24 protein-coding genes are annotated in these 25144 nt (G+C 61.6%); 20 read left to right on the top strand and 4 right to left on the bottom strand.

Features of this window, described 5'->3' with window-relative positions; all coding sequences use genetic code 11:
• Positions 1-179 precede the first annotated feature (179 nt).
• From ACN9MY_RS04785 to ACN9MY_RS04815, 7 genes are all read left to right on the top strand, one after another.
• The gene (locus tag ACN9MY_RS04785) at positions 180-644 is read left to right on the top strand and encodes a methyltransferase (RefSeq protein WP_426167951.1); all 465 of its coding nucleotides are present in this window, start codon (positions 180-182) and stop codon (positions 642-644) included.
• A 33-nt stretch (positions 645-677) separates the two neighbouring features.
• Positions 678-959, top strand: coding sequence for an FmdB family zinc ribbon protein (locus ACN9MY_RS04790; protein ID WP_426167953.1), 282 nt, complete (start codon positions 678-680; stop codon positions 957-959).
• Between the two features lie 22 nt (positions 960-981).
• A complete protein-coding gene (locus tag ACN9MY_RS04795) occupies positions 982-1560 on the top strand; it encodes a DUF502 domain-containing protein (protein WP_426167955.1) in 579 nt (192 codons plus the stop codon).
• Between the two features lie 26 nt (positions 1561-1586).
• Positions 1587-3392, top strand: coding sequence for an aspartate--tRNA ligase (gene aspS / locus ACN9MY_RS04800; protein WP_426336891.1), 1806 nt, complete (start codon positions 1587-1589; stop codon positions 3390-3392).
• Positions 3393-3514: 122 nt separating this feature from the next.
• On the top strand, positions 3515-3964 hold the full coding sequence (gene nudB, locus ACN9MY_RS04805) for a dihydroneopterin triphosphate diphosphatase (RefSeq protein ID WP_426167959.1): 450 nt from the start codon (positions 3515-3517) through the stop codon (positions 3962-3964).
• Positions 3965-4042: 78 nt separating this feature from the next.
• Entirely contained in the window at positions 4043-5323 is a 1281-nt protein-coding gene (locus tag ACN9MY_RS04810) for an HD-GYP domain-containing protein (RefSeq protein WP_426167961.1), read from the top strand.
• Positions 5320-7008: an ATP-binding protein gene (locus ACN9MY_RS04815; RefSeq protein ID WP_426167963.1), complete on the top strand. Its 1689-nt coding sequence runs from the start codon at positions 5320-5322 to the stop codon at positions 7006-7008. The genes ACN9MY_RS04810 and ACN9MY_RS04815 overlap by 4 nt, the downstream gene beginning before the upstream one ends.
• Positions 7009-7024: 16 nt before the next feature.
• On the opposite strand, the gene ACN9MY_RS04820 is transcribed toward ACN9MY_RS04815, so the two are convergent.
• Complete coding sequence (locus tag ACN9MY_RS04820) at positions 7025-7705, bottom strand: penicillin-insensitive murein endopeptidase (protein WP_426167965.1); 681 nt, start codon at positions 7703-7705, stop codon at positions 7025-7027.
• The gene (locus tag ACN9MY_RS04825) at positions 7702-8490 is read right to left on the bottom strand and encodes a CPBP family intramembrane glutamic endopeptidase (RefSeq protein ID WP_426167967.1); all 789 of its coding nucleotides are present in this window, start codon (positions 8488-8490) and stop codon (positions 7702-7704) included. Before ACN9MY_RS04825 ends, ACN9MY_RS04820 begins: the two co-directional genes overlap by 4 nt.
• Positions 8491-8563: 73 nt before the next feature.
• On the opposite strand from ACN9MY_RS04825, the gene ACN9MY_RS04830 reads away from it, so the two are divergent.
• The 10 genes from ACN9MY_RS04830 to ACN9MY_RS04875 all read left to right on the top strand — a co-directional run bounded on the left by ACN9MY_RS04830 (position 8564) and on the right by ACN9MY_RS04875 (position 19684).
• On the top strand, positions 8564-9376 hold the full coding sequence (locus ACN9MY_RS04830; RefSeq protein ID WP_426167969.1) for an endonuclease/exonuclease/phosphatase family protein: 813 nt from the start codon (positions 8564-8566) through the stop codon (positions 9374-9376).
• Positions 9377-9379: 3 nt separating this feature from the next.
• The gene (gene clsB, locus ACN9MY_RS04835) at positions 9380-10543 is read left to right on the top strand and encodes a cardiolipin synthase ClsB (protein ID WP_426167971.1); all 1164 of its coding nucleotides are present in this window, start codon (positions 9380-9382) and stop codon (positions 10541-10543) included.
• Entirely contained in the window at positions 10540-10920 is a 381-nt protein-coding gene (locus ACN9MY_RS04840) for an RNA-binding S4 domain-containing protein (RefSeq protein ID WP_426167973.1), read from the top strand. Before clsB ends, ACN9MY_RS04840 begins: the two co-directional genes overlap by 4 nt.
• A gap of 270 nt (positions 10921-11190) precedes the next feature.
• A complete protein-coding gene (locus ACN9MY_RS04845; RefSeq protein ID WP_426167975.1) occupies positions 11191-11781 on the top strand; it encodes a TetR/AcrR family transcriptional regulator in 591 nt (196 codons plus the stop codon).
• A 56-nt stretch (positions 11782-11837) separates the two neighbouring features.
• Entirely contained in the window at positions 11838-13628 is a 1791-nt protein-coding gene (locus ACN9MY_RS04850) for an acyl-CoA dehydrogenase C-terminal domain-containing protein (RefSeq protein ID WP_426167977.1), read from the top strand.
• Positions 13629-13767: 139 nt separating this feature from the next.
• Positions 13768-16164: a 3-hydroxyacyl-CoA dehydrogenase/enoyl-CoA hydratase family protein gene (locus ACN9MY_RS04855; protein WP_426167979.1), complete on the top strand. Its 2397-nt coding sequence runs from the start codon at positions 13768-13770 to the stop codon at positions 16162-16164.
• Between the two features lie 6 nt (positions 16165-16170).
• Positions 16171-16668: a PaaI family thioesterase gene (locus ACN9MY_RS04860; protein ID WP_426167981.1), complete on the top strand. Its 498-nt coding sequence runs from the start codon at positions 16171-16173 to the stop codon at positions 16666-16668.
• Between the two features lie 26 nt (positions 16669-16694).
• Positions 16695-17891 carry an acetyl-CoA C-acyltransferase gene (locus ACN9MY_RS04865; protein ID WP_426167983.1) on the top strand — a complete coding sequence of 399 codons (1197 nt, stop codon included), beginning with the start codon at positions 16695-16697 and terminating at the stop codon, positions 17889-17891.
• Between the two features lie 140 nt (positions 17892-18031).
• Positions 18032-18808 (top strand): enoyl-CoA hydratase, encoded by a 777-nt coding sequence (locus tag ACN9MY_RS04870; protein WP_426167985.1) that lies wholly within the window; start codon positions 18032-18034, stop codon positions 18806-18808.
• A gap of 12 nt (positions 18809-18820) precedes the next feature.
• Complete coding sequence (locus tag ACN9MY_RS04875; RefSeq protein ID WP_426336892.1) at positions 18821-19684, top strand: CPBP family intramembrane glutamic endopeptidase; 864 nt, start codon at positions 18821-18823, stop codon at positions 19682-19684.
• A 116-nt stretch (positions 19685-19800) separates the two neighbouring features.
• Here ACN9MY_RS04875 and ACN9MY_RS04880 read toward each other — a convergent pair whose 3' ends face one another.
• Positions 19801-20418 (bottom strand): hypothetical protein, encoded by a 618-nt coding sequence (locus ACN9MY_RS04880; protein ID WP_426336893.1) that lies wholly within the window; start codon positions 20416-20418, stop codon positions 19801-19803.
• 10 nt (positions 20419-20428) lie between these two features.
• Positions 20429-21454 (bottom strand): hypothetical protein, encoded by a 1026-nt coding sequence (locus tag ACN9MY_RS04885; RefSeq protein ID WP_426320835.1) that lies wholly within the window; start codon positions 21452-21454, stop codon positions 20429-20431.
• Between the two features lie 204 nt (positions 21455-21658).
• On the opposite strand from ACN9MY_RS04885, the gene ACN9MY_RS04890 reads away from it, so the two are divergent.
• From ACN9MY_RS04890 to ACN9MY_RS04900, 3 genes are read left to right on the top strand one after another with little or no spacing between them, the layout of a single operon-like run.
• A complete protein-coding gene (locus ACN9MY_RS04890; protein WP_426336894.1) occupies positions 21659-22108 on the top strand; it encodes a hypothetical protein in 450 nt (149 codons plus the stop codon).
• Positions 22075-22986 carry a DUF2145 domain-containing protein gene (locus ACN9MY_RS04895; RefSeq protein ID WP_426336895.1) on the top strand — a complete coding sequence of 304 codons (912 nt, stop codon included), beginning with the start codon at positions 22075-22077 and terminating at the stop codon, positions 22984-22986. Before ACN9MY_RS04890 ends, ACN9MY_RS04895 begins: the two co-directional genes overlap by 34 nt.
• Positions 22987-22995: 9 nt before the next feature.
• Positions 22996-25074 carry a putative bifunctional diguanylate cyclase/phosphodiesterase gene (locus ACN9MY_RS04900; protein WP_426167997.1) on the top strand — a complete coding sequence of 693 codons (2079 nt, stop codon included), beginning with the start codon at positions 22996-22998 and terminating at the stop codon, positions 25072-25074.
• Positions 25075-25144: the final 70 nt, after the last annotated feature.

Here is a 25144-nt window from a genome sequence, read left to right on the forward strand (position 1 = left end):
ACCAGCGGTTCGAGGCTGAATTCAAGCCGTGGGATCGCGGGGGTGTTCCGGCGCAGCTGGCGCGCTGGCTCCAAACCGGTAACCCAGGGTCTGACCCACAGGGTCAGACCCCCAGGTACGCGGCAGCCGCTGGACAGGTGTCTGACCCTGCGGGTCAGACATCGGGTGGCCGGTTTTCCGTGCTCATCCCCGGCTGCGGCAGTGCCTACGAACTGCAAGCGTTCTGCGAAGCCGGCTGGAACGCCACCGCCATCGACTTCTCCCCGTCCGCCGTTGTTGCGGCGCAACAAGCTGTCGGCCCCTGGCGTGAGCACGTGATCGAAGCCGATTTCTTCGAATACACACCGCAACTGCCGTTGGACCTGGTCTACGAACGCGCCTTCCTGTGCGCCATGCCGCGCGAGATGTGGCCGCGCGTAGTGCAGCGCTGGGTGCAACTGCTGCCCGAAGGCGGCCTGCTCCTGGGCTACTTCTTCTTCGACAGCAACCCGAAAGGCCCGCCGTTCGGTGCCGACCAGGAGCTGCTGAGCCGGTTATTGAGCGCTTACTTCGACCTCGAGCGAGACACGCCGGTCGAAGACTCCATCCCGGTATTCGAGGGCAAGGAGCGCTGGATGGCCTGGCGCCGGAAAAAAGCTTTATAATTCAGGGTTTTGATGTTTTTTGCGGAGTAATCGATGCCTATCTACGCTTACCGCTGCGAGGAATGTGGCTTTGCCAAGGACGTGCTGCAAAAGATCTCCGATCCGCAGCTCACCGATTGCCCTTCCTGCGGCAAGTCCACCTTTAAGAAGCAACTGACCGCAGCCGGCTTCCAACTGAAAGGCACCGGCTGGTACGTAACCGATTTCCGTGGCGGCAGCGCCCCGGCAACCGGCGTTGCCAGCACGGCCAAGACCGAAGCCCCGGCGGCAGCCGCGCCGGCACCTGCACCGGCGAAGTCCACCAGCGAGGCTTGATTTTCCCCGCACAAGGAACACGATGCGCAAATATTTCATAACCGGCTTGCTGGTCCTGGTACCGCTGGCCATTACGGCATGGGTGCTGAACCTGGTGATCTCCACCATGGACCAGTCGCTGCTGCTGATCCCGGAGAAGTGGCTGCCCAAGGACCGACGAATTTCGGGCCTGGGCACCATCCTGACCGTGCTGATCGTGTTCCTGACCGGCCTGCTGACCAATAACCTGGTTGGCAATTTCCTGATCCGCCAGTGGGAAAAGCTGTTGCACCGCATTCCAGTGGTCAGCTCGCTGTACGGCAGCGTGAAGCAGGTATCGGACACGCTGTTCTCCGATTCCGGCAACGCCTTCCGCAAGGCGGTGCTGGTGCCTTATCCGCATGCGGGCTCGCGCACGATCGCCTTCCTGACCGGCGCGCCGGCCACCGAAGTGCAGAAGCACATGGACGATGAATTCATCAGCGTCTACGTGCCAACCACGCCGAACCCGACTTCCGGCTTCTTCCTGATGTTCCCGAAAAAAGATGTAATCGAGCTCGATATGAGCGTCGATGCCGCACTGAAGTACATCGTTTCGATGGGCGTTGTCGTCCCTGAATAAAACTTAACCTGAAACTGAGAATCAATATGTCCATGCGTACTGAATACTGCGGCCTCGTAACCGAAGCCCTCGTAGGCCAAACCGTCAGCCTGTGCGGCTGGGTGCATCGTCGTCGCGACCACGGCGGCGTGATCTTCATCGACCTGCGCGACCGCGAAGGCCTGGTGCAGGTGGTCTGCAACCCGGACCAGGCGGAAGTGTTCTCCGTCGCCGAATCCGTGCGTAACGAGTACTGCCTGCGCATCACCGGCACCGTGAAAGACCGCCTGGCCGGCACCGTCAACAACAACCTGAAGTCGGGCAAGATCGAAGTCGTTGCCTCCAAAGTGGAAGTGCTGAACGCCTCCGTGCCAGTTCCATTCCAGCTGGACGACGACAACCTGTCCGAAACCACCCGCCTGACCCACCGCGTGCTGGACCTGCGCCGCCCGCAGATGCAGAACAACCTGCGCCTGCGTTACAAGGTGACCATGGAAGTGCGCAAGTACCTGGACGACCTTGGCTTTATCGATATCGAAACCCCGGTGCTGACCAAGTCCACTCCGGAAGGCGCGCGCGACTACCTGGTGCCGTCCCGCGTGAACGCGCACGAATTCTTTGCGCTGCCGCAGTCGCCTCAGCTGTTCAAGCAGCTGCTGATGGTCGCCAACTTCGACCGCTACTACCAGATCACCAAGTGCTTCCGCGACGAAGACCTGCGTGCCGACCGCCAGCCTGAATTCACCCAGATCGACTGCGAAACCTCGTTCCTGACCGAACAGGAAATCCGCGACCTGTTCGAAACCATGATCCGCAAAGTGTTCAAGAACACCATGGACGTGGATCTGCCAAACCCGTTCCCGGTCATGGACTTCGCCGAAGCCATGGGCAAGTACGGTTCGGACAAGCCTGACATGCGCGTCAAGCTGGAATTCACCGACCTGACCGACGTGATGAAGGATGTGGAGTTCAAAGTCTTCTCCGGCGCCGCCAACATGAAGAACGGCCGCGTAGTCGGCATGCGCGTGCCGAAGGGCGCCGACATGCCGCGTTCTGAAATCGACGCGTACACCCAGTTCGTCGCCATTTATGGCGCCAAGGGCCTGGCCTACATCAAGGTCAACGAGAAGGCCAAGGGCCGTGACGGCCTGCAGTCGCCGATCGTGAAGAATATCCACGACGAAGCCCTGAACAAGATCCTGGAACTGACCGGCGCGCAAGACGGCGACCTGATCTTCTTCGGCGCCGACAAGGCCAAGGTTGTGAACGACGCGATCGGCGCGCTGCGCGTGAAGATCGGCCACTCCGAGTTCGGCAAGGCCAATGGCCTGTTCAACGACGTGTGGGCGCCGCTGTGGGTGATCGACTTCCCGATGTTCGAATACGACGAAGAAGAAGACCGCTGGACCGCAACCCACCACCCGTTCACCTCGCCAAAAGACGGCCACGAAGACATGCTGGAAACCAATCCAGGCGCATGTATCGCCAAGGCCTACGACATGGTGCTGAACGGCTGGGAACTGGGCGGCGGCTCGATCCGTATCCACCGCGAAGAAGTGCAGTCCAAAGTGTTCCGCGCGCTGAAGATCGGTGCTGAAGAGGCTCGCGAGAAGTTCGGCTTCCTGCTGGACGCGCTGCAGTACGGCGCGCCTCCGCACGGCGGCTTGGCCTTCGGCCTGGATCGTATCGTGACCCTGATGACCAAGTCCGATTCGATCCGCGACGTGATCGCCTTCCCGAAAACCCAGCGTGCGCAGTGCCTGCTGACCCAGGCTCCATCGCCGGTGGACGAGAAGCAGCTGCGTGAACTGCATATCCGCCTGCGTTCGGCTGAGCCTAAGGTGGCTGGCTAAAACCGGCAAACCAGTGTCAGACCCGCAGGGTCTGACACTGGGCCCGCGACTGCCGCCGCACTTGCAGTGAAGGACGGGGGCTGGACCTAGGGCCAGTTCCCGCAGGTTCACCGGTTTAAAAAGTGAAGCCCTACAAAATCCCCGAATCCGTCCTGGTGGTCATCCACACCGCCGAGCTGGAAGTGCTCCTGATCGAGCGCGCCGGCAACCCCGGCTACTGGCAATCCGTCACCGGCTCGAAAGACGCCCTCGACGAACCCCTGCTCACCACCGCCACCCGCGAACTGTTCGAAGAAACCGGCATCGTCGCCGACGGCAAGCACATCGTACTGCGCGACTGGGGCCTGCAGAACATCTACGAAATCTATCCCATCTGGCGCCACCGCTACGAACCCGGCGTCACCCACAACCTCGAACACATCTTCAGCGTGCAGGTGCCGCGCAACGTGCCCGTCATGCTGAGCCCGCGCGAACATACCGCCCACGTCTGGCTGCCGTATCTGGAAGCTGCCGACCGCTGCTTTTCCCCCTCCAACGCCGAAGCCATCCTCCAGTTACCGCAATATATGTAACTTGCAGTTTGCTTGTAAATCGCACTCCGCGCGTTTGGCTATAATCGGACATCGACTGTCACGCTGGGGGCACATGCCATGCCGGAGACTCAGGATATTCTTCTGGAGCAGTTGCAGGTAGGCTTGTATGTCCACCTCGACCTGAAGTGGTTTGAGCATCCTTTTGCATTCAGCCATTTCAAGATCAAGTCGCAAGAGCAGATCCATCAGTTGCGCAGCCTCGGCTTGCACAAGATCCGCATCGATCCTGCCTTGAGCGACGTGCAGCCTGCCGCGCTGTCGGCCGAAGCGCAGGAAATTGCCGCGGCCGCGCCGCCGCCGCCGCCTGCGCCTGAATCCCCAGAGCTTGCAGCCAAGCGCGCCATGATGGAACGCATGCGCCAGCAGCGCGAGAACGCGGCCCGCATCGAACATGCGTTTGTCGATACGGCGCGCGCCATGAAAGACATGGAAAAGAACATCTTCGCGCGCCCGGCCGAGAACCTGCAGAAGGCCAGCGAGATGATCGGCAAGATCGCCGACTCCATCCTGAGTGCGCCGGAACTGGCGATCCACGTCATGGGCGACCGCACCGGCGGCGAGGAAATCTACCTGCATTCGCTCAACGTCACCATGCTGTCGATGATGATTGCGCGCGACATCAAGCTGCCGCGCGAGGTGGCGGGAGCGATGGGCGTCGGCGCCATGTTCCATGACCTTGGCGTGCGCAATATCCCGGACAAGGTGCTGACCAAGACCGAGCCATGGACGCACTCCGAGCAGCACCTGTACGAAACCCATTGCGCGGTGGGGACGGAAATGGGGCAGCAGCTCAAGTTCCCGGCCGCCGCCGTTGCCATCGTGCGCGACCACCACGAAATGTTCGATGGCAGCGGCTACCCGCGGCAATTGAAAGGCGAGGAGATCGGCGTGCTGGCGCGCATCGTGGCGATCGCCAACTACTACGACCGCCTATGCAACCCGGTCAACGGCACGCCCGGCCTGACCCCGCATGAAGCCCTATCGCTGATGTTCGCCAAGAACCGGGGCAAGTTCGATCCCAAGCTGCTGCAGGTGTTCATCCGCTGCCTTGGCGTCTACCCGCCGGGCACCATCGTGCAGTTGTCGAACGGCGCCACCGGCATGGTCGCCACCATCAATACCGAAAAGCCGAACAAGCCGGAACTCGTCGTGTATGAACCGGGCGTGTCGCGCGAAGATGCGATCATGGTGGACATGGCGCTGGAAAGCGACCTGAATATCGTACGGGCCATCAAGCCTGCGCAGGTGCCGAAGGAGATCTACGCTTACCTCAGCCCGCGCAAGCGGGTCAGCTACTACTTCGACGCCACCAAGCCGGGCCAGGGAGCGACCGGGTGATTTCCGCACTGCGCCAGCTGATGCTCGACCACAGTCCGCATATGATGCTGCTGGTCGATCCCACCGACCTGCACATCATCGTTGCCAACCGGGTGGCCGAGCAAGTGCTTGGCTATTCGGGAGCGCAACTGGTCGAAATGCAGATCACCGACATCGAGAGCTCGCTGCAGGACGTGTTTTACTGGGAGGACGTGCGCGGCGGCCACTTCCAGGATATCGATGCGCAGGAAGGCGAATACCAGCGCGCCGACGGCACGCAAATCATGGTCATGAAATCGCTGCGCGTGCTGCGCCATGAAGACCGCTGGCTGATCCTGATTCTGGCCCGCGATGCACGCCAGGAGCGCAAGGTGGAGGACGTGCTGGAGCAGACCCTGTCGCAGCTGCGCACCACGCTGGAAGCAACCGGCAACGGCATCCTGGTGATCGACTGGCACAACAAGATCGCCAGCATGAACCGTCAGTTCAGCGAAATGTGGCACATCCCGGAAGCCTTCCTCAAGAACGGCAACGACGCAGCCATCCTCGAATTCCTGACTGCCAATGTGGTCGAGCAGGATTTATGCCGCGAACGGCTGCAGCAAGTGAGCGATCCGCACGAGACGCTGGACCAGTTCCACCTGCACGATGGCCGCGTGTTCGAATGCAGTTCGCGCCCGCAATTCCTCGGCGAGCGCATTATCGGCCGGGTGTACGGCTTCCTCGACAACACGGAGCGCGTGCATGCGGAGCAGGCCCTGCGCGAATCGCGCGACCAGCTGGAGAGCCGCGTGCACGAACGCACTCTGGCGCTGCAGATGGCGAACATCACGCTGGAGAGCGAGAAGACGCGCCAGGCCGACCTGATCCGCAAGCTGGGGGAAGCACAGAACCAGCTCCTGCAATCGGAAAAGATGGCTTCCATCGGCGTGCTGGCAGCCGGCGTGGCGCACGAGATCAACAACCCGGTCGGCTTCGTCAATTCCAACCTGAGCAGCCTGCAGCGCTATATGCAGTCGCTGATGCGGCTGCTGGACGCCTATGAGGCGCGCGAAGAACACCTGCCGGAAAGCGACCGCGGCGAGCTGAATGCCCTGCGCAAGGAGATCGACGCCGATTACCTGCGCGAGGACCTGGGCAGCCTGCTGTCCGAATCGATGGATGGCCTGGACCGCATCAAGCGCATCGTGCAGGACATGAAGGACTTCTCGCACGCCGGGGGCGGCGACGTGCTGGTGGCCAACCTGGAAACAGGCCTGGACAGCACCCTGAACGTGGTCTGGAACGAGCTGAAATACAAGGCGGAGGTCGTGAAGGAATATGGCGGCGTGCCGGAAATCGAATGCATCCCGTCGCAATTGAACCAGGTGTTCATGAACCTGCTGGTCAATGCCGCCCACGCCATCGAGAACCGCGGACGCATCACGGTGCGCACCAGTTACGAGAACGAAATGGTGACGGTGTCGGTGAGCGATACCGGCAGCGGCATCGCGGCGGAGAACCTGGGCCGCATCTTCGAGCCGTTCTTCACCACCAAGCCGGTCGGGAAGGGCACTGGGCTGGGCCTGTCGCTGTCCTACAGCATCGTGCAAAAGCACGGTGGGCGTATCGAGGTCGACAGCGAAATCGGGCGCGGCACTACCTTCCGCGTGATCCTGCCGCGGCAGATGTCGCCTGCCGCCGAGGAAAACGACGTCATAAATTGACCTGGATGCGGGTGGCTTAGCGGCTGCAGGGCACGGCAAAGTCGACGTGGTAATGCTCGTCATGCCGTACCCACGGCTTGCCCGTCATGAACTTGAGCCGCTTCAGTTCGGCGCCGCGCGGCGTGGCGAACAGGCGCGGCAGGTAGGCGGTGTCGAAGATCACCAGCGCGAGACCATGTCCGCGCGCACGGGCCGCCTGGTCCAACTGGAGCAGGTGTTCGGCCATCGCGCCAAAGTCGATGCTGTAGTCGCCATGGCGAGCGTCGCGGTCGAATTCGATGTCGTAGCCGAAACGCTGGGTGGCCGGTGTCGGCAGGCGCGCCGGCCGGCCACCCTGGTCCCGCACCGGCACGAGGAAATCGACCGACAGGCCATTCTGGTGCGTGCGATGAGGGCGGAAGCGGCCGCCGAACTCGTTGCCGGATTCCCCGTACACATATTGCACTCCCGGCGCGGCGCGCTCGAGCTTACGGTAGGCGTCGAGGATGATGGCCGACACTTCGCTGTGCACGTGGTTGCGGCCCATGCCGATGGCCAGTTTGCTGTAGGCCGTGAAATTGGCGCCTTCGGACGGGAGCTTGACGCTGCCTTCGATGCTGCCGCGATTGACGGTGCCGTGGCAACGGCTGCCGTCTGCGCCGGCCGAGGATGCGCAAAACGCCAGGAGGGCAGCAGCAGTGGCGCGGGCCGCTTTCAACGGCCAGGCCCCGAAAGGACGCGGCGCAGCATATAGCAAGCGGGGAAGGCTGGCAGCAGCAAGAGGACTAAGAAGCCCGAGTTGCTTTCCGCAGCACCGGCTCCGGCATTTGCGGCCATCAGCATGACCGAGGTGTTGACGGCCGCGTGCATGGCAATGCCCGGAATCAGCGAGCGCGTCCGCTCATAAAGCCAGCCAGCGACGATACCGAACAGGCTGGCGCCGACAAGCTGGTAAATGTTCATGTGGTAGAAGCCGAACACGACCGCTGATCCCAGGATGGCGTAGCGACGCTCATACTGCTGCAGGAAGCTGCGCAGGATAATGCCACGGAACAGCATTTCTTCCACCACGGGCGCGATGACGCAAATCAGCAATATCTGCGGCAGCCCGGCCGACAGCCAGCTACTGATCTCGTTCTCCATCCCGGCGCGCATGGGAAATTCGGCAAGCAGCAGGCGGTTCACCAAGCCCATGAGCAGGAACAGGCATGGCGTGGCCAGCAGGACCAGGGGCACGATGACAACCATGGTGGCCGCGGTTGCCGCGCGCGAGGAATGGAACAGGTCGCGGTAGTCAAGGTTCTTCCAATGCAGCAGCGCGGTGAAAACGATGCCGTTGGCCAGCAGCCGGGAGAGCGTGACCAGGCTGTAGGGATCGTCAAGGCCCAGCAAGCCGTGCGCGTCGTACAGCACGCAGGTCATCAGGTAATCGACGGCCCAAAGGCATAAAACAAGGAAGAAAGCTTCTGGTGCGGAAGGGAAAGTGGTGTGTCGTTCATTCATGCGCATGACTATAAAGCAATTCCCGACACTTTTGACGGGGAGCAAGCCGGGCAGTTGGGGTTAGAATGGTTCCATGAAGATCCGCGTTGCCACATACAACATCCACAAAGGCATGTCATACCGTAGCCACCCACGGGTGCATGCCTTGCGCCATGCGATAGAGGCCTTCCATGCCGACCTGGTCTTCCTGCAGGAAGTGCAGGGCCAGCACGACCGGATCGAGGCCCGTTACGGCGAAGAAAGCGCGGGCCACCGGCACTGGCCGAAAAAGGCCCAGCATGAATTCTTCGCGGGCGAGTCGCACCAGTCCGTGTACGGCCTGAATGCGCAATACGATCATGGCCACCACGGCAATGCGCTGCTCAGCAGATATCCGATTGCGCGCTGGACCAATACCGATATTTCCGATCACGCCTACGAATCGCGCGGCATCCTGCATTCGGTGGTGGAAACGGAAGGGCAACTGGTGCACTGCTACGTGATCCACCTCGGCCTGTTCGAGCGCAGCCGCGTGCGGCAGGCGGACATGCTGATCGAAGCGGTGCGCAGTTCGGCGCCCGATGGCGAGCCCGTCATCATCGCCGGCGACTTCAACGACTGGCGCAATACGCTGACGGACAAGCTGCAAAGCGCGCTTGGCGTACGCGAAGTCTTCGACGAGATCAAGCACGGCCATTCGGTCGGCGACCTGGTGCGCACCCTGGCGCGGCGCAAGGCCGCCCAGCGCCCGGCCCGCACCTTCCCGGCCGCCTTGCCATTTTTCAGGTTGGACCGCATCTATGTGCGGGGCTTCAAGGTAGAATCCGCGGAAGTCCTGCATGGCCCGCTGTGGGCCAAGCTGTCGGATCACGCGCCCATCGTGGCGAACCTGAAACTGGTTTCCTGACACATGCGTCACGTTGATTTTCTAGCCGATAACGAAGTCAAACTCCTGCACTGCGGTACCGATTATTTTCCGGCACTGGTCGAGGCGATCGAGGCCGCGCAGTTTGAGATCTATTTCGAAACCTATATCTTTGCCGAGGATGAGACCGGCAAGCGTGTCATGGCCGCGCTGAAAGCTGCCGCCCAGCGCGGCGTGACGGTGCGCATGATTACCGACTGGTTCGGCACCGGCCACAAGCCCGCCTACCGTCTGCATGCCGAGGTGACGGCCGCCGGCGTCGAGCATCGCATCTTCAACCCCTGGTTCCGGCGCGGGGTGACGCGCACCCACCGCAAGATCTGCGTGGTGGACGCCCAGGTGGCATTTGTCGGCGGCATCAATATCAACGACGATATGTTCACCGACTACGACCACAACAAAGCGCTGGCAGCCCCGCGCTGGGATTTTGCGGTGGCGGTGCGCGGGCCGCTGGTCGAATCGATTCACAGCGAGGCGGAAACGCAATGGACGCGCCTGGGGCATATGAATATCGTCAAACGCCTGACCCTGTTCAACGAAGTGCGCAAGCTGAACAAGATCGCGCGCCAGAGCGCCATGCAGGCCGGCTTCGTGGTGCGCGACAACCTGCGCAATCGCCGCACCATCCAGCGCGCCTACTTGCAAGCGCTGGGACGGGCCAGGAAAAGCGTGCTGCTGGCCAATCCTTACTTCGCGCCGGGCCGCAAATTCCGCCGTGCGCTGGCTGCAACCGCACAGCGTGGGGTGGAAGTGGTGCTGCTGATCGGCGTGGGAGAATTCTGGCTGCAGGATGCGGTGGCACACTCCTTCTACCCGAAGCTGCTGGAAGCGGGCGTCAAGGTGGTGGAGTATCGCAAGACGCAACTGCACGCCAAGGTGGCGGTCATCGACGATGACTGGGCGACCGTTGGCTCCTCCAATGTGGATGGGCTGAGCCTGTTCCTCAACCAGGAAGCCAACGTGGTGATCAAGGACGCGGAATTCACGCGTTCCCTGCGCGGAAAGATCGAGGATGCCATCGCCGATGGCGTGGTGATCCACCCGCAGGATTTCGAACATGTCGGGCGCTTCCGGCGGGTCGGATACGAAGTGGCGTACTTCTTCTACCGCACGCTGATGCGCATTTTTGCAGTCGGAAAGTACACATGAGTGACGTAAGGATAGACAAATGGCTGTGGGCGGCGCGCTTTTTCAAGACGCGCCAGCTGGCCATCGACGCCATCGACAAGGGCAAGGTGAAACTGTCGAGCGGCGAACGCATCAAGCCCTCACGCAACGCGAAGCTGGGCGAGCGCCTGCATATCGATAACGGCGCGGACGAATGGGACGTGCTAGTGGTGGGCATTTCCGGCAAGCGCGAAGGCGCGCCGATAGCACGCCTGCTCTATGAAGAGAGCGAAGAATCGCTGGGCCGCCGCGCCGCCCTGATCGAGCGCAAGAAACTGTTCCCCGAGCCCTTCGCCGACAACAAAGGCCGCCCAACCAAGCGCGACCGCCGCACCTGGGAAAAGGCCACGGAAAGCTGAAAAAGGGGACGTAACCCTCTTTTCTACGGCTTTTTTCGCCTCCGGCGAATTTAAAAGGGGTACGTCCCCTTTTTAATTTTGTTGCAACGCAACAATAGAGGTGCACTTCTAGTGGTGCCGTTTGACTTTCGCCACACGCTGGATAATAGTACGAACGTTCGCAAAACTTTTCACCAGCGGCCGATCTGTTAGAGCGAGAATAAGGCTTTTCCTTCTATCTGGATGGGTTCAAAAGTGAGTGGAATTCTTGTCAATACACCAACGAAATTCATGCGCAAAGGCGAAATGACCCGTGCGGCCATCCTGGATGTGGCCCTCGACCTGGCAAGCCGTGACGGCCTCGAAGGCCTCACTATCGGCTTGCTCGCCGACAAGATGAACATGAGTAAGTCCGGTGTATTCGCGCACTTTGGTTCGCGGGAAGATTTGCAGATTGAAGTCCTGAAGCTGTATCACCATCGCTTCGAGCAGGAAGTGTTTTACCCGGCGATGAAGGAGGCCCGTGGCCTGCCTCGCCTGCGCGCCATGTTTGCCAACTGGATCAAACGTGTGAGCGTGGAAATCGCCTCGGGCTGCATCTATATCAGCGGCGCCGTCGAGTATGACGACCGCCCTGGCCCGATCCGTGAAGAACTGCTGGCCATGGTCGGCGCGTGGCAGGCAGCCTTGCTGCGTTGCGTGCGCCAGGCCATCGACAACGGCGACCTGCGGTCCGATACCGATGCGAGCCAGCTTGTGTATGAAATGTACGGCCTGATATTGGCCCTGCACCATGAGGCGCGTTTCATGCGCACTCCTGGCAGCGTGGACCGGGCAGGCGTGGGCTTCAACCGACTGATCGAAAACTATCAACCATCCTAAGGCTGCGTTTCGCAGCAGCCGAGCAAACATAACCTTTTAGCTTTCTGGAGAAAAAAATGGGTCAATACGTCGCGCCAATCCGTGATATGCAGTTCGTCCTGCACGAGCTGCTGAAGGTGGAAGAGAAGCTGAAAGAGCTGCCTCCTCACGCCGAAACCGACGCGGACATCATCAACCAGGTGCTGGAAGAAGGCGCCAAGTTCACCTCCGAAGTGCTGTTCCCGCTGAACCACTCGGGCGACCGCGAAGGCTGCCATCACGATGCAGCTGCCAAGACCGTGACCACTCCAAAAGGCTTCAAGGAAGCCTACGCACAGTACGTTGAAGGCGGCTGGGCTGCGCTGGCTTGCGATCCGGAATATGGCGGCCAGGGCCTGCCTATCGTCCTGAACAACTCTTTCTACGAGATGCTGAACTCCGCCAACCAGGCATGGACCATGTACCCAGGCCTGTCGCACGGCGCCTACGAGTGCCTGCTGGCCCACGGCACCCCGGAACAGAAATCGACCTACCTGCCTAAGCTGGTTTCCGGCGAATGGACCGGCACCATGTGCCTGACCGAGCCGCACTGCGGCACCGACCTGGGCATGCTGCGCTCGAAAGCCATCCCTAACGCCGACGGTTCCTGGAACATCACCGGCGCCAAGATCTTCATCTCGGCTGGCGAACACGACATGTCCGAAAACATCCTGCACCTGGTGCTGGCTCGTGTTCCGGACGCTCCAGAAGGTTCGAAAGGCATCTCCCTGTTCCTGGTGCCTAAGTTCATCCCTAACGCCGACGGTTCGATCGGCGAACGCAACCCGATCTTCTGCGGCGCGATCGAAGAGAAGATGGGCATCCACGGCAACTCGACCTGCCAGATGAACCTGGACGGCGCCAAGGGCTGGATCATCGGCCAGCCGAACAAGGGCCTGAACGCGATGTTCGTGTTCATGAACGCCGCCCGCCTGGGCGTGGGCGTGCAGTCCCTGGGCCTGACCGAAGTGGCTTACCAGAACGCGCTGGTGTACGCAAAAGACCGCCTGCAAATGCGCTCGCTGTCCGGCGTGAAGAATCCTGAAGGTCCAGCCGACCCGATCATCGTGCACCCTGACGTGCGCCGCATGCTGCTGACCGGCAAAGCCTACGCTGAAGGCGCGCGCGCTTTCGCTTCCTACGTGGCGCTGCAGATCGACCGTGAACTGCACCACCCTGACGAAGAAGTGCGCAAGGAAGCCGGCGACGAAGTTGCCCTGCTGACCCCGATCATCAAGGCCTTCATCACCGACAACGCATGGATCGCCACCTCCGACGCAATGCAGGTGTACGGCGGTCACGGCTACATCTCCGAGTGGGGCATGGAGCAGTACGTGCGCGACGCGCGTATCAACCTGATTTACGAAGGCACCAACACCGTGCAGTCGCTGGACCTGCTGGGCCGTAAGATCCTGATGGACAACGGCGCCAAGCTGCGCAAGTTCGGCGAGAAAGTGCGCGCCTTCGTGGAAGAAAACGGCACCGACGAAGCGATGTCCGAGTTCGTCACCCCGCTGGGCGACCTGGGCGAGAAGCTGACCAAGCTGACCATGGAAATCGGCATGAAGGCCTTCCAGAACCAGGACGAAGTGGGCGCCGCTGCAGTTCCTTACCTGCGCGTGGCCGGCCACCTGGTGTACTCGTACTTCTTCGCACAGATGGCGAAGATCGCCCTGGAAAAAGAAGCGTCGGGCGACAAGTTCTACACCTCGAAGCTGGCAACCATCCGCTTCTACTTCGGCCGCCTGTACCCAGAAACCGCAACCCTGATCCGCCAGGCTCGTTCCGGCGCCGCCAACCTGATGGCCCTGGACGCTGACCTGTTCTGAAGTTGATGGCGCTGGCTGATCGCGCGCCAAACCGGTAGTGCGGTGTCAGACCCAATGGGTCTGACACCGGTTTGCCGGTTTTGCTGTAGAAAGCCAGCCCCCATGGCATAGCAACGGAAATACCAACCAAAGGATATATATGAGCAACTTCAACGTGAAAAAAGTAGCGGTGCTGGGCGCCGGCGTGATGGGCGCGCAGATCGCTGCCCACTGCGTCAACGCTAAAGTACCAGTCGTCCTGTTCGACCTGCCAGCCAAGGAAGGCAACAAGAACGGTATCGGCATCAAGGCCATCGAAGGCCTGAAGAAGCTGTCCCCGGCTCCTTTCGGCGACAAGGCCGACGCAGAACTGGTGCAGATCGCCAACTACGAAGACAACCTGGACCTGCTGGCCGGCTGCGACCTGATCATCGAAGCGATCGCCGAGCGCATGGACTGGAAGCATGACCTGTACAAGAAAGTTGCTCCGCACATTTCGCAAAACGCAATCTTCGCATCCAACACCTCCGGCCTGTCGATCAACAAGCTGGCCGAAGGCTTCGACGCTGACCTGAAGGCGCGCTTCTGCGGCGTGCACTTCTTCAACCCACCGCGCTACATGCACCTGGTGGAACTGATCCCGACCACCGACACCAAGCCGGAAATCCTGGACCAGCTGGAAACCTTCATGACTTCCGTGCTGGGCAAGGGCGTGGTCCGCGCCAAGGACACCCCGAACTTCATCGCTAACCGCGTTGGCGTGTTCGGCATCCTGGCCATCATCCACGAAGCCGAGAAGTTCGGCCTGTCCGTCGACGTGGTCGACGACCTGACCGGCGCCAAGCTGGGCCGCGCCAAGTCCGGTACCTTCCGTACCGCCGACGTGGTTGGCCTGGACACCATGGGCCACGTGATCAAGACCATGGAAGACAACTTGCCGAACGATCCGTTCGCAGCGCTGTACAAGACACCTGCCGTGCTGTCCGGCCTGGTCGCCAAGGGCGCCCTGGGCCAGAAATCCGGCGCCGGCTTCTACAAGAAGGTCGGCAAGGACATCATGCGCCTGGACGCAGCAACTGGTGAATACGTCGCCGGCGGCAAGAAGGCAGACGACATCATCGCCCGCATCCTGAAAGAAAAGGATCCGGTCAAGAAGATGAAGGCACTGCGCGAATCGACCAACCCGCAAGGCCAGTTCCTGTGGGCGATCTTCCGCGACGCTTTCCACTACATCGCGATCCACCTGGAATCGATCGCCGACAACGCACGCGACATCGACTTCGCCATGCGCTGGGGCTTCGGCTGGAACGTTGGTCCGTTCGAAACCTGGCAAGCAGCCGGCTGGGGCCAGGTTGCACAGTGGGTCAAGGAAGACATCGAAGCCGGCAAGGCGCTGTGCAATGCACCGCTGCCAGCGTGGGTCTTCGAAGGCAAAGTGGGCGAACAGGGCGTGCATACCCCTGAAGGCTCGTTCTCGCCAGCGACCAAGTCCTACACCCCGCGTTCCGAACTGGCTGTGTACAAGCGCCAGGAATTCCGCGCTCCAGTCGTGGGCGGCGGCGGTGCAGATCCCAAGACTGCCGGCGTGACCGTGCACGAAGACGAATCCGTGCGGCTGTGGCACACCGGCGACGACGTCCTGATCCTGTCGCTGAAGACCAAGATGCACGTGATCGGCAAAGGCGTGATCGGCGGCATCCAGCGCGGCCTGGCCGAAGCTGAGAAGAACTTCAAGGGCCTGGTGATCTGGAACACCGACGCAGCCGAAGGCGGCGCCTTCTCGGCCGGCGCCGACCTGCAGGAAGCCCTGCCAGCCTTCATGGCCGGCGGCGCGAAAGCGGTCGACCCGATCATCAAGGAGCTGCAAGACACCTTCATGAAGATGAAGTATTCCAACGTGCCAGTGGTGGCGGCTGTTGCCGGTATCGCCCTGGGCGGCGGCTGCGAAATGATGCTGCACGCATCGAAGCGCGTGGCTGCACTGGAATCGTACATCGGCCTGGTGGAAGTGGGCGTTGGCCTGATCCCTGGCGGCGGCGGCCTGAAGGAAGCGGCAGTACGCGCTGCCCGCGAAGCCAAAGGCAACGACATCCTGCAATTCCTGAAGACCGGCTTCACCAACGCTGCAACCGCGAACGTATCCAAGTCCGCGCTGGAAGCGAAGGCCATGGGCTACCTGAAGGAAGACGACATCATCGTGTTCAACGCCTACGAGCTGCTGCACGTGGCGAAGACCACTGCCCGTGCGATGGCTGACGCAGGCTACCGCGCTCCGATCCAGCGCCCAGTGCCGGTGACCGGCCGTTACGGCTGGGGCACCATCCGCGGCCAGTTGGTCAATATGCGCGATGGCGGCTTCATCTCCGCACACGACTACAAGCTGGGCGACATGATCGCCGAGATCGTGTCCGGTGGCGACATCGACCAAGGCAGCGTAGTGAGCGAGCAGTGGCTGCTGGATATGGAACGCAAGGCCTTCCTGGAATTGCTGAACCATCCTAAGTCGCAAGAGCGCATCATGGGCATGCTGCAGACCGGTAAGCCGGTTCGCAACTAAGAGCAAATGTCCATCCTGTCGCTGGCCTTCAAAATCCTGTTGCGAGTGAAACCAAGCATGGTCTATGAGCAAATCAAGAAGCACATGACGGAGTCGCTGCCGTTCGTGCGCCTGCTCGGCATCCGTATCGACAGCATCGGCCCGGGAACGGCCGAAGTGTCGATGCCGGACGACGGCAAGCTGCACAACCACCTCGGCACGCCGCATGCAGGCGCGTTGTTTACGCTGGCCGAAACGGCGTCCGGCGCGGCCATGGCAGGCGGCTTCGCCGACCTGATCATGGACATGCGCCCGGTCGCCAAGGAGTCGCGCATCCAGTACCAGAAAGTTGCCAAGGGCGCGACGCGCGCCTCCGGCAAGGTACCGGGCGACCTGGCCGCGATCCGCGCCCAGCTCAAGGATGAAGGAAAAGTAGCGTTCCCGGTCAACGTCGACATCTTCGACGAACACGGCACGCTGGCAGCACAAGTACAGGTGGACTGGTACCTCTCCGCCAAACGCTAACGAACACAGATACTGGAAAGCTTAAAATGAGCAAACAACTGCAAGACGCATACATCGTCGCCGCAACCCGCACCCCGATCGGTAAAGCACCGCGCGGCATGTTCAGCAAGACCCGCCCGGACGACCTGCTGGTCGCCGCCATCAAGGGCGCCATGGCTGCCGTGCCTAACCTGGACCCGGCCCTGATCGTCGACGCGATCGTCGGCTGCTCCTTCCCGGAAGCAGAGCAGGGTTTCAACATCGCCCGTAACTCCGTGGTGCTGGCAGGCCTGCCGAACACCGTGGGCGGCGTGACCATCAACCGTTACTGCGCTTCGGGCATCACCGCCCTGGCCATGGCTGCCGACCGCATCCGCGTTGGCGAAGCCGACGTGATGATCGCCGGCGGCGTGGAATCGATGTCCATGGTGCCGATGATGGGCCACCACCCATCGATCAACATGGACACCTTCAAGGACGAGAACGTGGGCCTGGCCTACGGCATGGGCCTGACCGCCGAGAAAGTGGCGCAGCAGTGGAAGATCTCCCGCGAAGACCAGGACGCCTTCGGCCTGGAATCGCACCGCAAGGCGATCGCCGCACAACAGGCTGGCCTGTTCAAGGACGAGACCACCCCGGTCGAAATCATCACCCGCACCCCTGACCTGCGCACCGGCGAGATCAAGGTTGGCAAGCGCACCGTGGACACCGACGAAGGCGCGCGCGCCGACGCCTCCATGGAAGGCATGGCCAAGCTGAAGCCAGTGTTCGCCGCCAAGGGCACCGTGACCGCCGCGACCTCCTCGCAGATGTCCGACGGCGCCGGCGCGCTGATCGTGGTCTCCGAGAAGATCCTGAAAGAACACAACCTGACCCCGCTGGCCAAGTTCTCCTCGTTCGCTGTTCGCGGCGTGCCACCGGAAATCATGGGCATCGGTCCTAAGGTCGCCATCCCAGCCGCTTGCGCAGCTGCCGGTATCACCCAGGACCAGCTGGACTGGATCGAACTGAACGAAGCGTTCGCCGCCCAGGCCCTGGCCGTGATCCGCGACCTGAACCTGGACACCAGCAAAGTGAACCCGATGGGCGGCGCAATCGCCCTGGGCCACCCGCTGGGCGCAACCGGCGCGATCCGCGCCGCGACCGTGGTGCACGCACTGCGCCGCAACTCGCTGAAGTACGGCATGGTCACGATGTGCGTGGGCGCCGGCATGGGCGCAGCAGGCATCATCGAGCGCGTATAATCCGCGCAAGCAAGCGATAAGCAACAGGGCGCTTCGGGAAACCAAGCGCCCTTTTTCACATCCACAATCCGGCGAGAAGACAGTGTCTGACCCCTGCGGGTCAGACACAGGTTTACCGGTTTAAAAGGAGACAAACGACAATGGCCATCCAGACCAGCAAAGCCAACGGCATCCTGACCATCGAATTCGACCGCGTGGACCGCAAGAACGCGATCACCTCCGCCATGTACCAGACCATGGCCGACACCATCAACGCCGCCGAGGGTGACGCTGAAGTACGCGCCATCCTGATCACCGGTAAGCCGGAGATCTTCACCGCCGGCAACGACCTGGTCGACTTCGCCATGACCACCACCGCCAACGACGGCGTGGCATTCACCGACCGTCCCGTGATCCAGTTCATGAAAGCCCTGTTCAACAGCACCAAGCCGGTCGTAGCGGCCGTGAATGGCGCAGCCATCGGCATCGGCACCACGATGCTGATGCACTGCGACCTGGTGTACGCCGCCGACAACGCCAAGTTCTCGGTGCCGTTCGCAGCACTGGGCCTATGCCCTGAATTCGGCTCCAGCATGCTGCTGCCGGCCAACGGCGGCCACGCCCGCGCGGCGGAAAAGCTGATGTTGGGCGAACCGTTCAGCGCCCAGGAAGCCTACGACATGGGCCTGATCTCCAAGCTGCTGCCAGCAGACCAGGTGCTGGCCCACGCTCAAGCGCAAGCCGCCAAGCTGGTCGCGCTGCCAGCCGAATCGATCCGCCAGACCAAGCGCCTGATGAAGGCCGGCCGCGAAGCGCTGAAAGCCCACATCGACGTGGAAAGCGCCCAGTTCGGCGCCATGCTGACCGGCGCCGAAGCCAAGGAAGCCTTCACTGCCTTCTTCGAAAAGCGCAAACCGGACTTCTCGAAGTTCGCCTGATCGGAGCCACAATTGATTTCCGCGCCTGCCTGGCTGCCATTCGGCTTGCTGGGCCTTTCGATTGCAAGCACCGGCCTCGCGGTCACGCATAGCGAGCGGCCGGCTTTCTTGCGCAATCTCTGGCTGGTTTTGCTCGCACTGGCGACCGGCGCCGGCCTGGCGGCGGGCGTGTTGCGCCCCATCGCCCTGGCCAGCATCGCCGCTTTGCTGGCTTTCGCCTGGCTGGCAACCCGCCATGGCAAGTCCGCTGTGCGGGCGCTGTTGACGATATTGACGCTGGTGCTGGCACTTGCGCTTGCAATGCACGCCGTTCCCGGCTACGACAATCCGCTGCTCCTGAAAGATGTCCGGCTGTCGGCGCACTCGGCGCCTTACACCTTGTATGCGAACTTCGACAAAGGCGTGGTCGGGCTGGTGCTGCTCGCGTTGTTCTGCCGCCGCGCCAGTTCCTGGCGGGATTTTGCCGTCGCATCGAAGTCGCAAGTACCGGTGGTTGCGGGGCTGTTGTGCGGAGTGCTAAGCATAGGCTGGGCGATTGGATTCGTGCATCCGGATTTCAAGCTGTCGCCATTCCTGCCGCTGTTCGCCGCCATCAACCTGCTGTTTGTCTGCGTGGCGGAGGAGGCATTCTTCCGTGGCGTCATCCAGGAACAGCTCGCACGCTACGGCGATGCCATTGCCGTCGTCGTTTCCGGCCTGGTGTTCGGCGCTGCGCACCTGGGCGGCGGCTGGCAGTTTGGTGTGCTCGCCAGCCTGGCCGGACTGGGTTACGCGGTGCTGTATTCAAGGACAAAGCGCATCGAGATTCCGATTGCGGCCCACTTCGTGTTAAACCTGGTGCATTTCGTAGCATTCACGTATCCGCGCGCTGGCTGAGAAAAGTCTCAGGAGAAGCGCCTGACGGCAAGCACTTGATCTAATTCGCGATGAATGGCCGTTGGCAGTCGGAAGCCAAAGGTTCCTGGACCGCGATCTCGCGCGCGCCTTACCTTTTAATATTCTTCCACCAAGGTTGCGCGCGTACCGCAGTTTTCAAAGCCATGGAACAGCGGTAGCAGGCTTTTGTGGCACACGACGCCGGGCGAGAAGCAACCATCAATGACGAAGAGCAGGCGCTCGTTGATTGGCGTACTTGCCATCAACTGCGTGTTGAAGCGGAAGGTCGTGACGTCGGGCGGGCTGGAGCCTAATCCCCTGTCAACCTCGTCGTCCCCACTCATGATCTCCGACAGTTCCCAGTCCAGGCAAGCGAACTTCGCCGTGAATCCTACGTACCAGTAATCGTGCAGCGTTTTGTCGTCGTGGACATACTGCGCAGGGTGCGTGAAGATCCGGCTGACGCCTTGTCCCAGCAATGCATCCCGTACCGGCTTGCGCACCAGCAGGTTATCGAATTCGAACATCACATCGGGTGGCACCGCCAGCGATGGATGGCCCAACCGGCGAGCCCACTGCTTTGAAATATTGTAGAAGGCAAGCGGGGGAGAGCCGGGCGGCAAGGGCTTGGTTTCGTATTCGAGTTCTTCCGTTTCGTGGAAGGGGCGCGGCGTTGGCAGGGAATCGCTGTGGCCGCGCTTGATGAAGTAATACTCTTTTTCGAAGTTGCTCATTGTGTGCTCGTTATTCGTAATCGACAGTACCGACTTGGGGACCTGACGTCCTGTGGTCCAGGCTTCCGCAGCGGCGGCATGATTTGTCTTTGTGGATTGCTGCTTTCAGCGTCGCCAGGTTGGAGCGCGACGTGGGCGGCAACTCCAGGTCATCTTCCCGTCCCTCGGTGCGAAGGGCGCCGATCTTGTGCACTTCATCTGCAGCACGCGTGAACTGGATCAGCGACTCGGCGAAGACTTCAGGCGCCCAGTCAAATGCCAGGCCGTCGTGCCCGCCGGTCAGCGACGCTTCAAGGCGTTCTCCGATTTCGAAGATGATGTTGTCGACCACCCGCCCAGTGGAAAGCAGCAGGAGGGGCAGCAACAGCCGCAGTTCCAGCATCAGCGTGCCGCCTCCAGCGCCCGCGATATAGGCGTACATGGCGGGTGGAATAGCGTCGAACATGATCTCCATATGGGCCAGCCAAATGAGCATGCTCTCGTGCTCCTCGAGCAGGTCGTCGACCAGTTGCCTGTCTTGCGACGCGCGGATTGCTTCAGCCAGTTCAGGCCAGATCGCCGGCAGCACGCGCGCGAGAAAGTCTTCGATGCCGGCCTTGTCGCCGTTGGCGATCAGCGTGGGAAGGGACAAGACGGCGCCGCGATGTTCGCGCAGGGCGGCGGCAAACGCTTCCCCGTTGCCTGTGGTCCCGTGGGTGAAGTCATGCGAAGCCGCGCGACGCTCGCGGCCGGGTCGCAGCTTGAGACCACTGGTGACGGGCAGGCCTTGCATCGATTCCTTCCACCAGACCCATTCGTCCGCCTGGTCGGACTGCGCCGCTTCGCCTGGAATGGCATGCAGGCGCAAACTGTCGGAAAAGTCGTTCCACAGCCCCGCGTCAAACACGATGGGCCGTGAACGGAGCCACTTGGCAGGCGGCGGATTCCAGCCCACTTCCGCTGCCGCCTGGTAGGTAATGGCGGCCGCTTCCTCCCAGTGTTCACGATAGGTCTCCAGTGCTTCCACCATGTACAGGAAGGCGCTGTGCAAGCGCATGGCAATCATCCTGCGCTGTCCCCTGATTTCATGCGCAAGCTCTTTCGTGAGAAGGTCTATAGCGACTGGCGATACAAGTTTCGACATGGCTCTACAAATTGCAAAAAAAGCAAACAAGTATTGTAACAACAGGTCCAAAGTCGTGTCGTACAGCCATGCGGTGCCGCGTATAATGCAAGCGACTTTTCAACCGGAGACCTGTCAATGTCCATGCAAGTCCTGCGCCGCGCCGCTGTCCTGTCCGTTCTGGCCGCCGCCATCGCCATCCCTGCCTACGCCGGCAGTTCCGCTTCGTCCGCATCGAGTGCCGGTTCCGAGTCCTCGGGCAGCGTGTCCGATTCGATCGGCGGCTCCAGCAAGAGCTCCAGCGGGGACGACAGGAAAGTGGCCGCTGGCCAGTACCGCGTCATCGACGTTGCAGAAGCGCCGGGCAAGCCGGGTGCCACGCGCCTGAAGCTGCAAGGCCAGGGCAATGAATTCTTCCTGACCGTGCCGAAAGCCGCCCTGGCAGAACGCGCACTGCCAGCCGGCGCACTGGTGCAGGTCAACGAGCGTCCATACGGCTACGAATTCGCATATGCCGATACGCAGCAGGCCTTCTTCCTTGCCCTGGACGAAGCATGGCAACGCGAACTGCGCTCGCACGCCATCTGATCGCTGCCTGCCTGGCGCTCGGCTGGAATGCCGCAGCGCAGGCGGGCGGAATGATGTTCTGCGACCGTCCCGCGAAAGTCACGGCGACGGCGCAGGACCACGTGCTGCGTTTTGCAGCCGTGGTGAAGGATGAACTGGAACGCTCGGGCGCCACGGCCGCCGTCGTTTCGCGCGCCGGCCTTGACCTGGCGCGCCTCGGCCTGCGTTACTCGCACGCCGGCCTGGCGTTGAAAGACAATCCGAACAGCCCCTGGTCGGTGCGCCAGCTTTACTATGCCTGCGACGAAAAGCGCCCACGCATCTTCGACCAGGGCATGGCCGGCTTCGTGCTCGGCGCGGAAGAACCGGCGTACGGCCACCTGTCGCTGGTGCTTCTGCCGGACGAGCAGGCCAGGACGCTGCAGGCGGCGGCACTGGATGCGCAAACGCCGCTGTCGCTGCTGGCAGGGGAGTACAGCGCCAATGCGTATGCCTACAGCACGCGCTATCAAAACTGCAACCAGTGGCTCGTAGAGCTGATGGCAAGCGCCTGGGGCGCAGCCGCTCCCCGGCGCGAAGACGCGCAAAGCTGGCTGCGCGAACGCGGTTACCAGGCGGAGCCGGTCGCCGTAGGCCGCACGCTGGTGATTGCCGCACATTTCGTGCCGCTGGTGCATGTGCAGGACCATCCCGACGAAGACCTGCGCGCGCAGACCATGCGCGTCAGCATGCCTTCGTCGATTGAACATTTTGTTCATCGCGAGTCGCCGCAAGCGCGCCGCCTCGAGCTTTGCTATAACCCGAACCATATCGTGATCCGGCGTGGTTGGGAACCAATGGGCGCAGGCTGCGAAGCGCAGCCTGGCGACGAGGTAATCGCTTTTGAAAACAGTCACTGACAAGGTCATATGAATACGATTGCTTCGCTTTACCTGATCTCCGCAGGGGCGCTGGCAATGTCGGCATTCCAGTCGGCCCTGGTGGCGCGCAACAGCTCCTACGGGCGCGCGTGCTGGGCGTTTGCGGCCATCTGCCTGTCCTTTGCCTGTTTCCAGTACGCGAACGTGCAGCAGCAGCTTGCTCCGGGATTGGCGGAAGCCATCGCGGCGCACAAATGGGTCAACTTCTTTTCGATCCTGCTGGCGCCGCAGTTCTGCTACCTGGTCGCCTCGCTCGACCCAAGCCGGAACGCATTCCGCCTTACCTACGGCATTGCCTTCATCTCGGCCATACTGGCGGTGGACAATTTCATGGTGCCTTATGGCTACCGCTTTTCTGCGCTGGAGACCGAAGCGCCCATCGAGCTGGTGTGGGGCGGACATGCATTCCTGCTGTTCGGTGAAACAACGGCTGCCTATACGGTCAGCCGCTTGCTGTCGCTGGGGGCGACGGCGTTCGCAGTCGTCTACTGCATCCGCGTGCAACGCCAGAAGGCGCGTTTTTCAAACCGGCTGGTGTGGAGTTCCGCCGCGCTGGTGGTGGTGACGACGGCGCTGGGAGGTGCGACCGACACCGGCATGCTGCGAATGCCGTATTTGAGCGGTTTCGGATTCCTGTTCCTGGCTGCCTCCTACCTGCTGCTGGTCAGGCGTGAAGCGACCCAGCGCCTGACCGAGAAGATCCGCATCAGTGCCGCGCTGGAGCGCGAATTGGAGAACCACAAGCTTTCCAGCAGGCGCATCGAGCGCGCCCTGACCAATGATGAACTGACACGGTTGCCGAATCGCGAGGGCGCGCTGGAAAAGCTGCGCGCCATGTTCGTCTGGAGCGAATCCAGCCTGACCAGGACGGCTGTGCTGCTGCTTGACCTGGACCGGTTGGCGATCATCAACGGTACGCGCGGCTACGAGATAGGCAACCAGGTGTTGATCGAGGTGGCGCAGCGGCTGCGCGAACATTGTGGCAAGCGCAGGCTGGTGGCAAGGCTGGGCAGCGCGCGCTTCGCGGTTGGCATTGCGGGCCACAAGACCCTGGCAGGGATCGAGCGCGAAGTGGAGGGCATCATGGCAGCGATCAAGCCGCCATTCACCGTGGCGGACACCGTACTGAACATGACGTTCAGTGCCGGCGTGGCGATCTATCCGGATCATGCCAATTCGGCGGAAGACTTGCTGGCGTCGGCAGGCCTGGCGCTGCACGAGGCACGCGACCTGGGGCCGGGCAATCTGCGCGTGTTCCACCCTTCGCTGCAGCAGTCGCTGAGTGAGCGCATCGGCCTTGAAAATGAGCTGAAGGAAGCACTCGAGAACGGCGAGCTTTTCCTGCACTACCAGCCGCAGGTCTGCGCCGTTACTGAACGGGTGCTGGGCATGGAAGCGCTGATCCGCTGGCAGCACCCGGAGCTGGGCCTGGTCATGCCGGACAAGTTCATTCCACTGGCCGAGGCGACGGGTACGATTGCGGCGATTGGCGCGTGGGTGATTGAAAGCGCCTGCCAGCAATTGCAGAATTGGCGGGCGCTGGGCTTCGGCGACGTGCGGATGGCGGTCAACCTGTCGGCACAGCAGCTGCTGCTAAGCGATCTTGGCGACAACGTGCAGGCAGCCTTACGGCGCGCGGGGCTGATGGGTGAAGACCTTGAACTCGAAATCACCGAGTCGGTGCTGATGCAGGACCCGCAGCGCTCCATCGAAAAACTGGAGTCCCTGCGCAGGCTGGGTGTGCGGCTGTCAATCGACGACTTCGGCACCGGCTATTCCTCGCTCGGCTACCTGAAGATGCTGCCGGTGCACTCCTTCAAGCTTGATCGCAGTTTCGTGCGCGATATCGGCACCAGCGAAAAGGATCTCGAGATCTGCGCCACGGCTGTCGGCCTGGCGCGCAACCTCGGCCTGGAAATCGTTGCCGAAGGCGTGGAAGATGCGGTGCAGGCCGACCAGCTTCGCCAACTGGGCTGCAACCTGCTGCAGGGCTATTACTTTGCGCGCCCGCTCGCGGCGCATGCGGCGACCAATTACCTGATGGACCGGATGGAAGCTGCTGCATAAGCTGGCAAATCGAAAAGTAACTTGTTCAATTTGCTTTCGTTTAAAATAACGTGCATTGCAAAGAAGAAAT

This window comes from Pseudoduganella sp. R-31 (genome assembly GCF_049913235.1).
GTDB lineage: Bacteria > Pseudomonadota > Gammaproteobacteria > Burkholderiales > Burkholderiaceae_D > Rugamonas.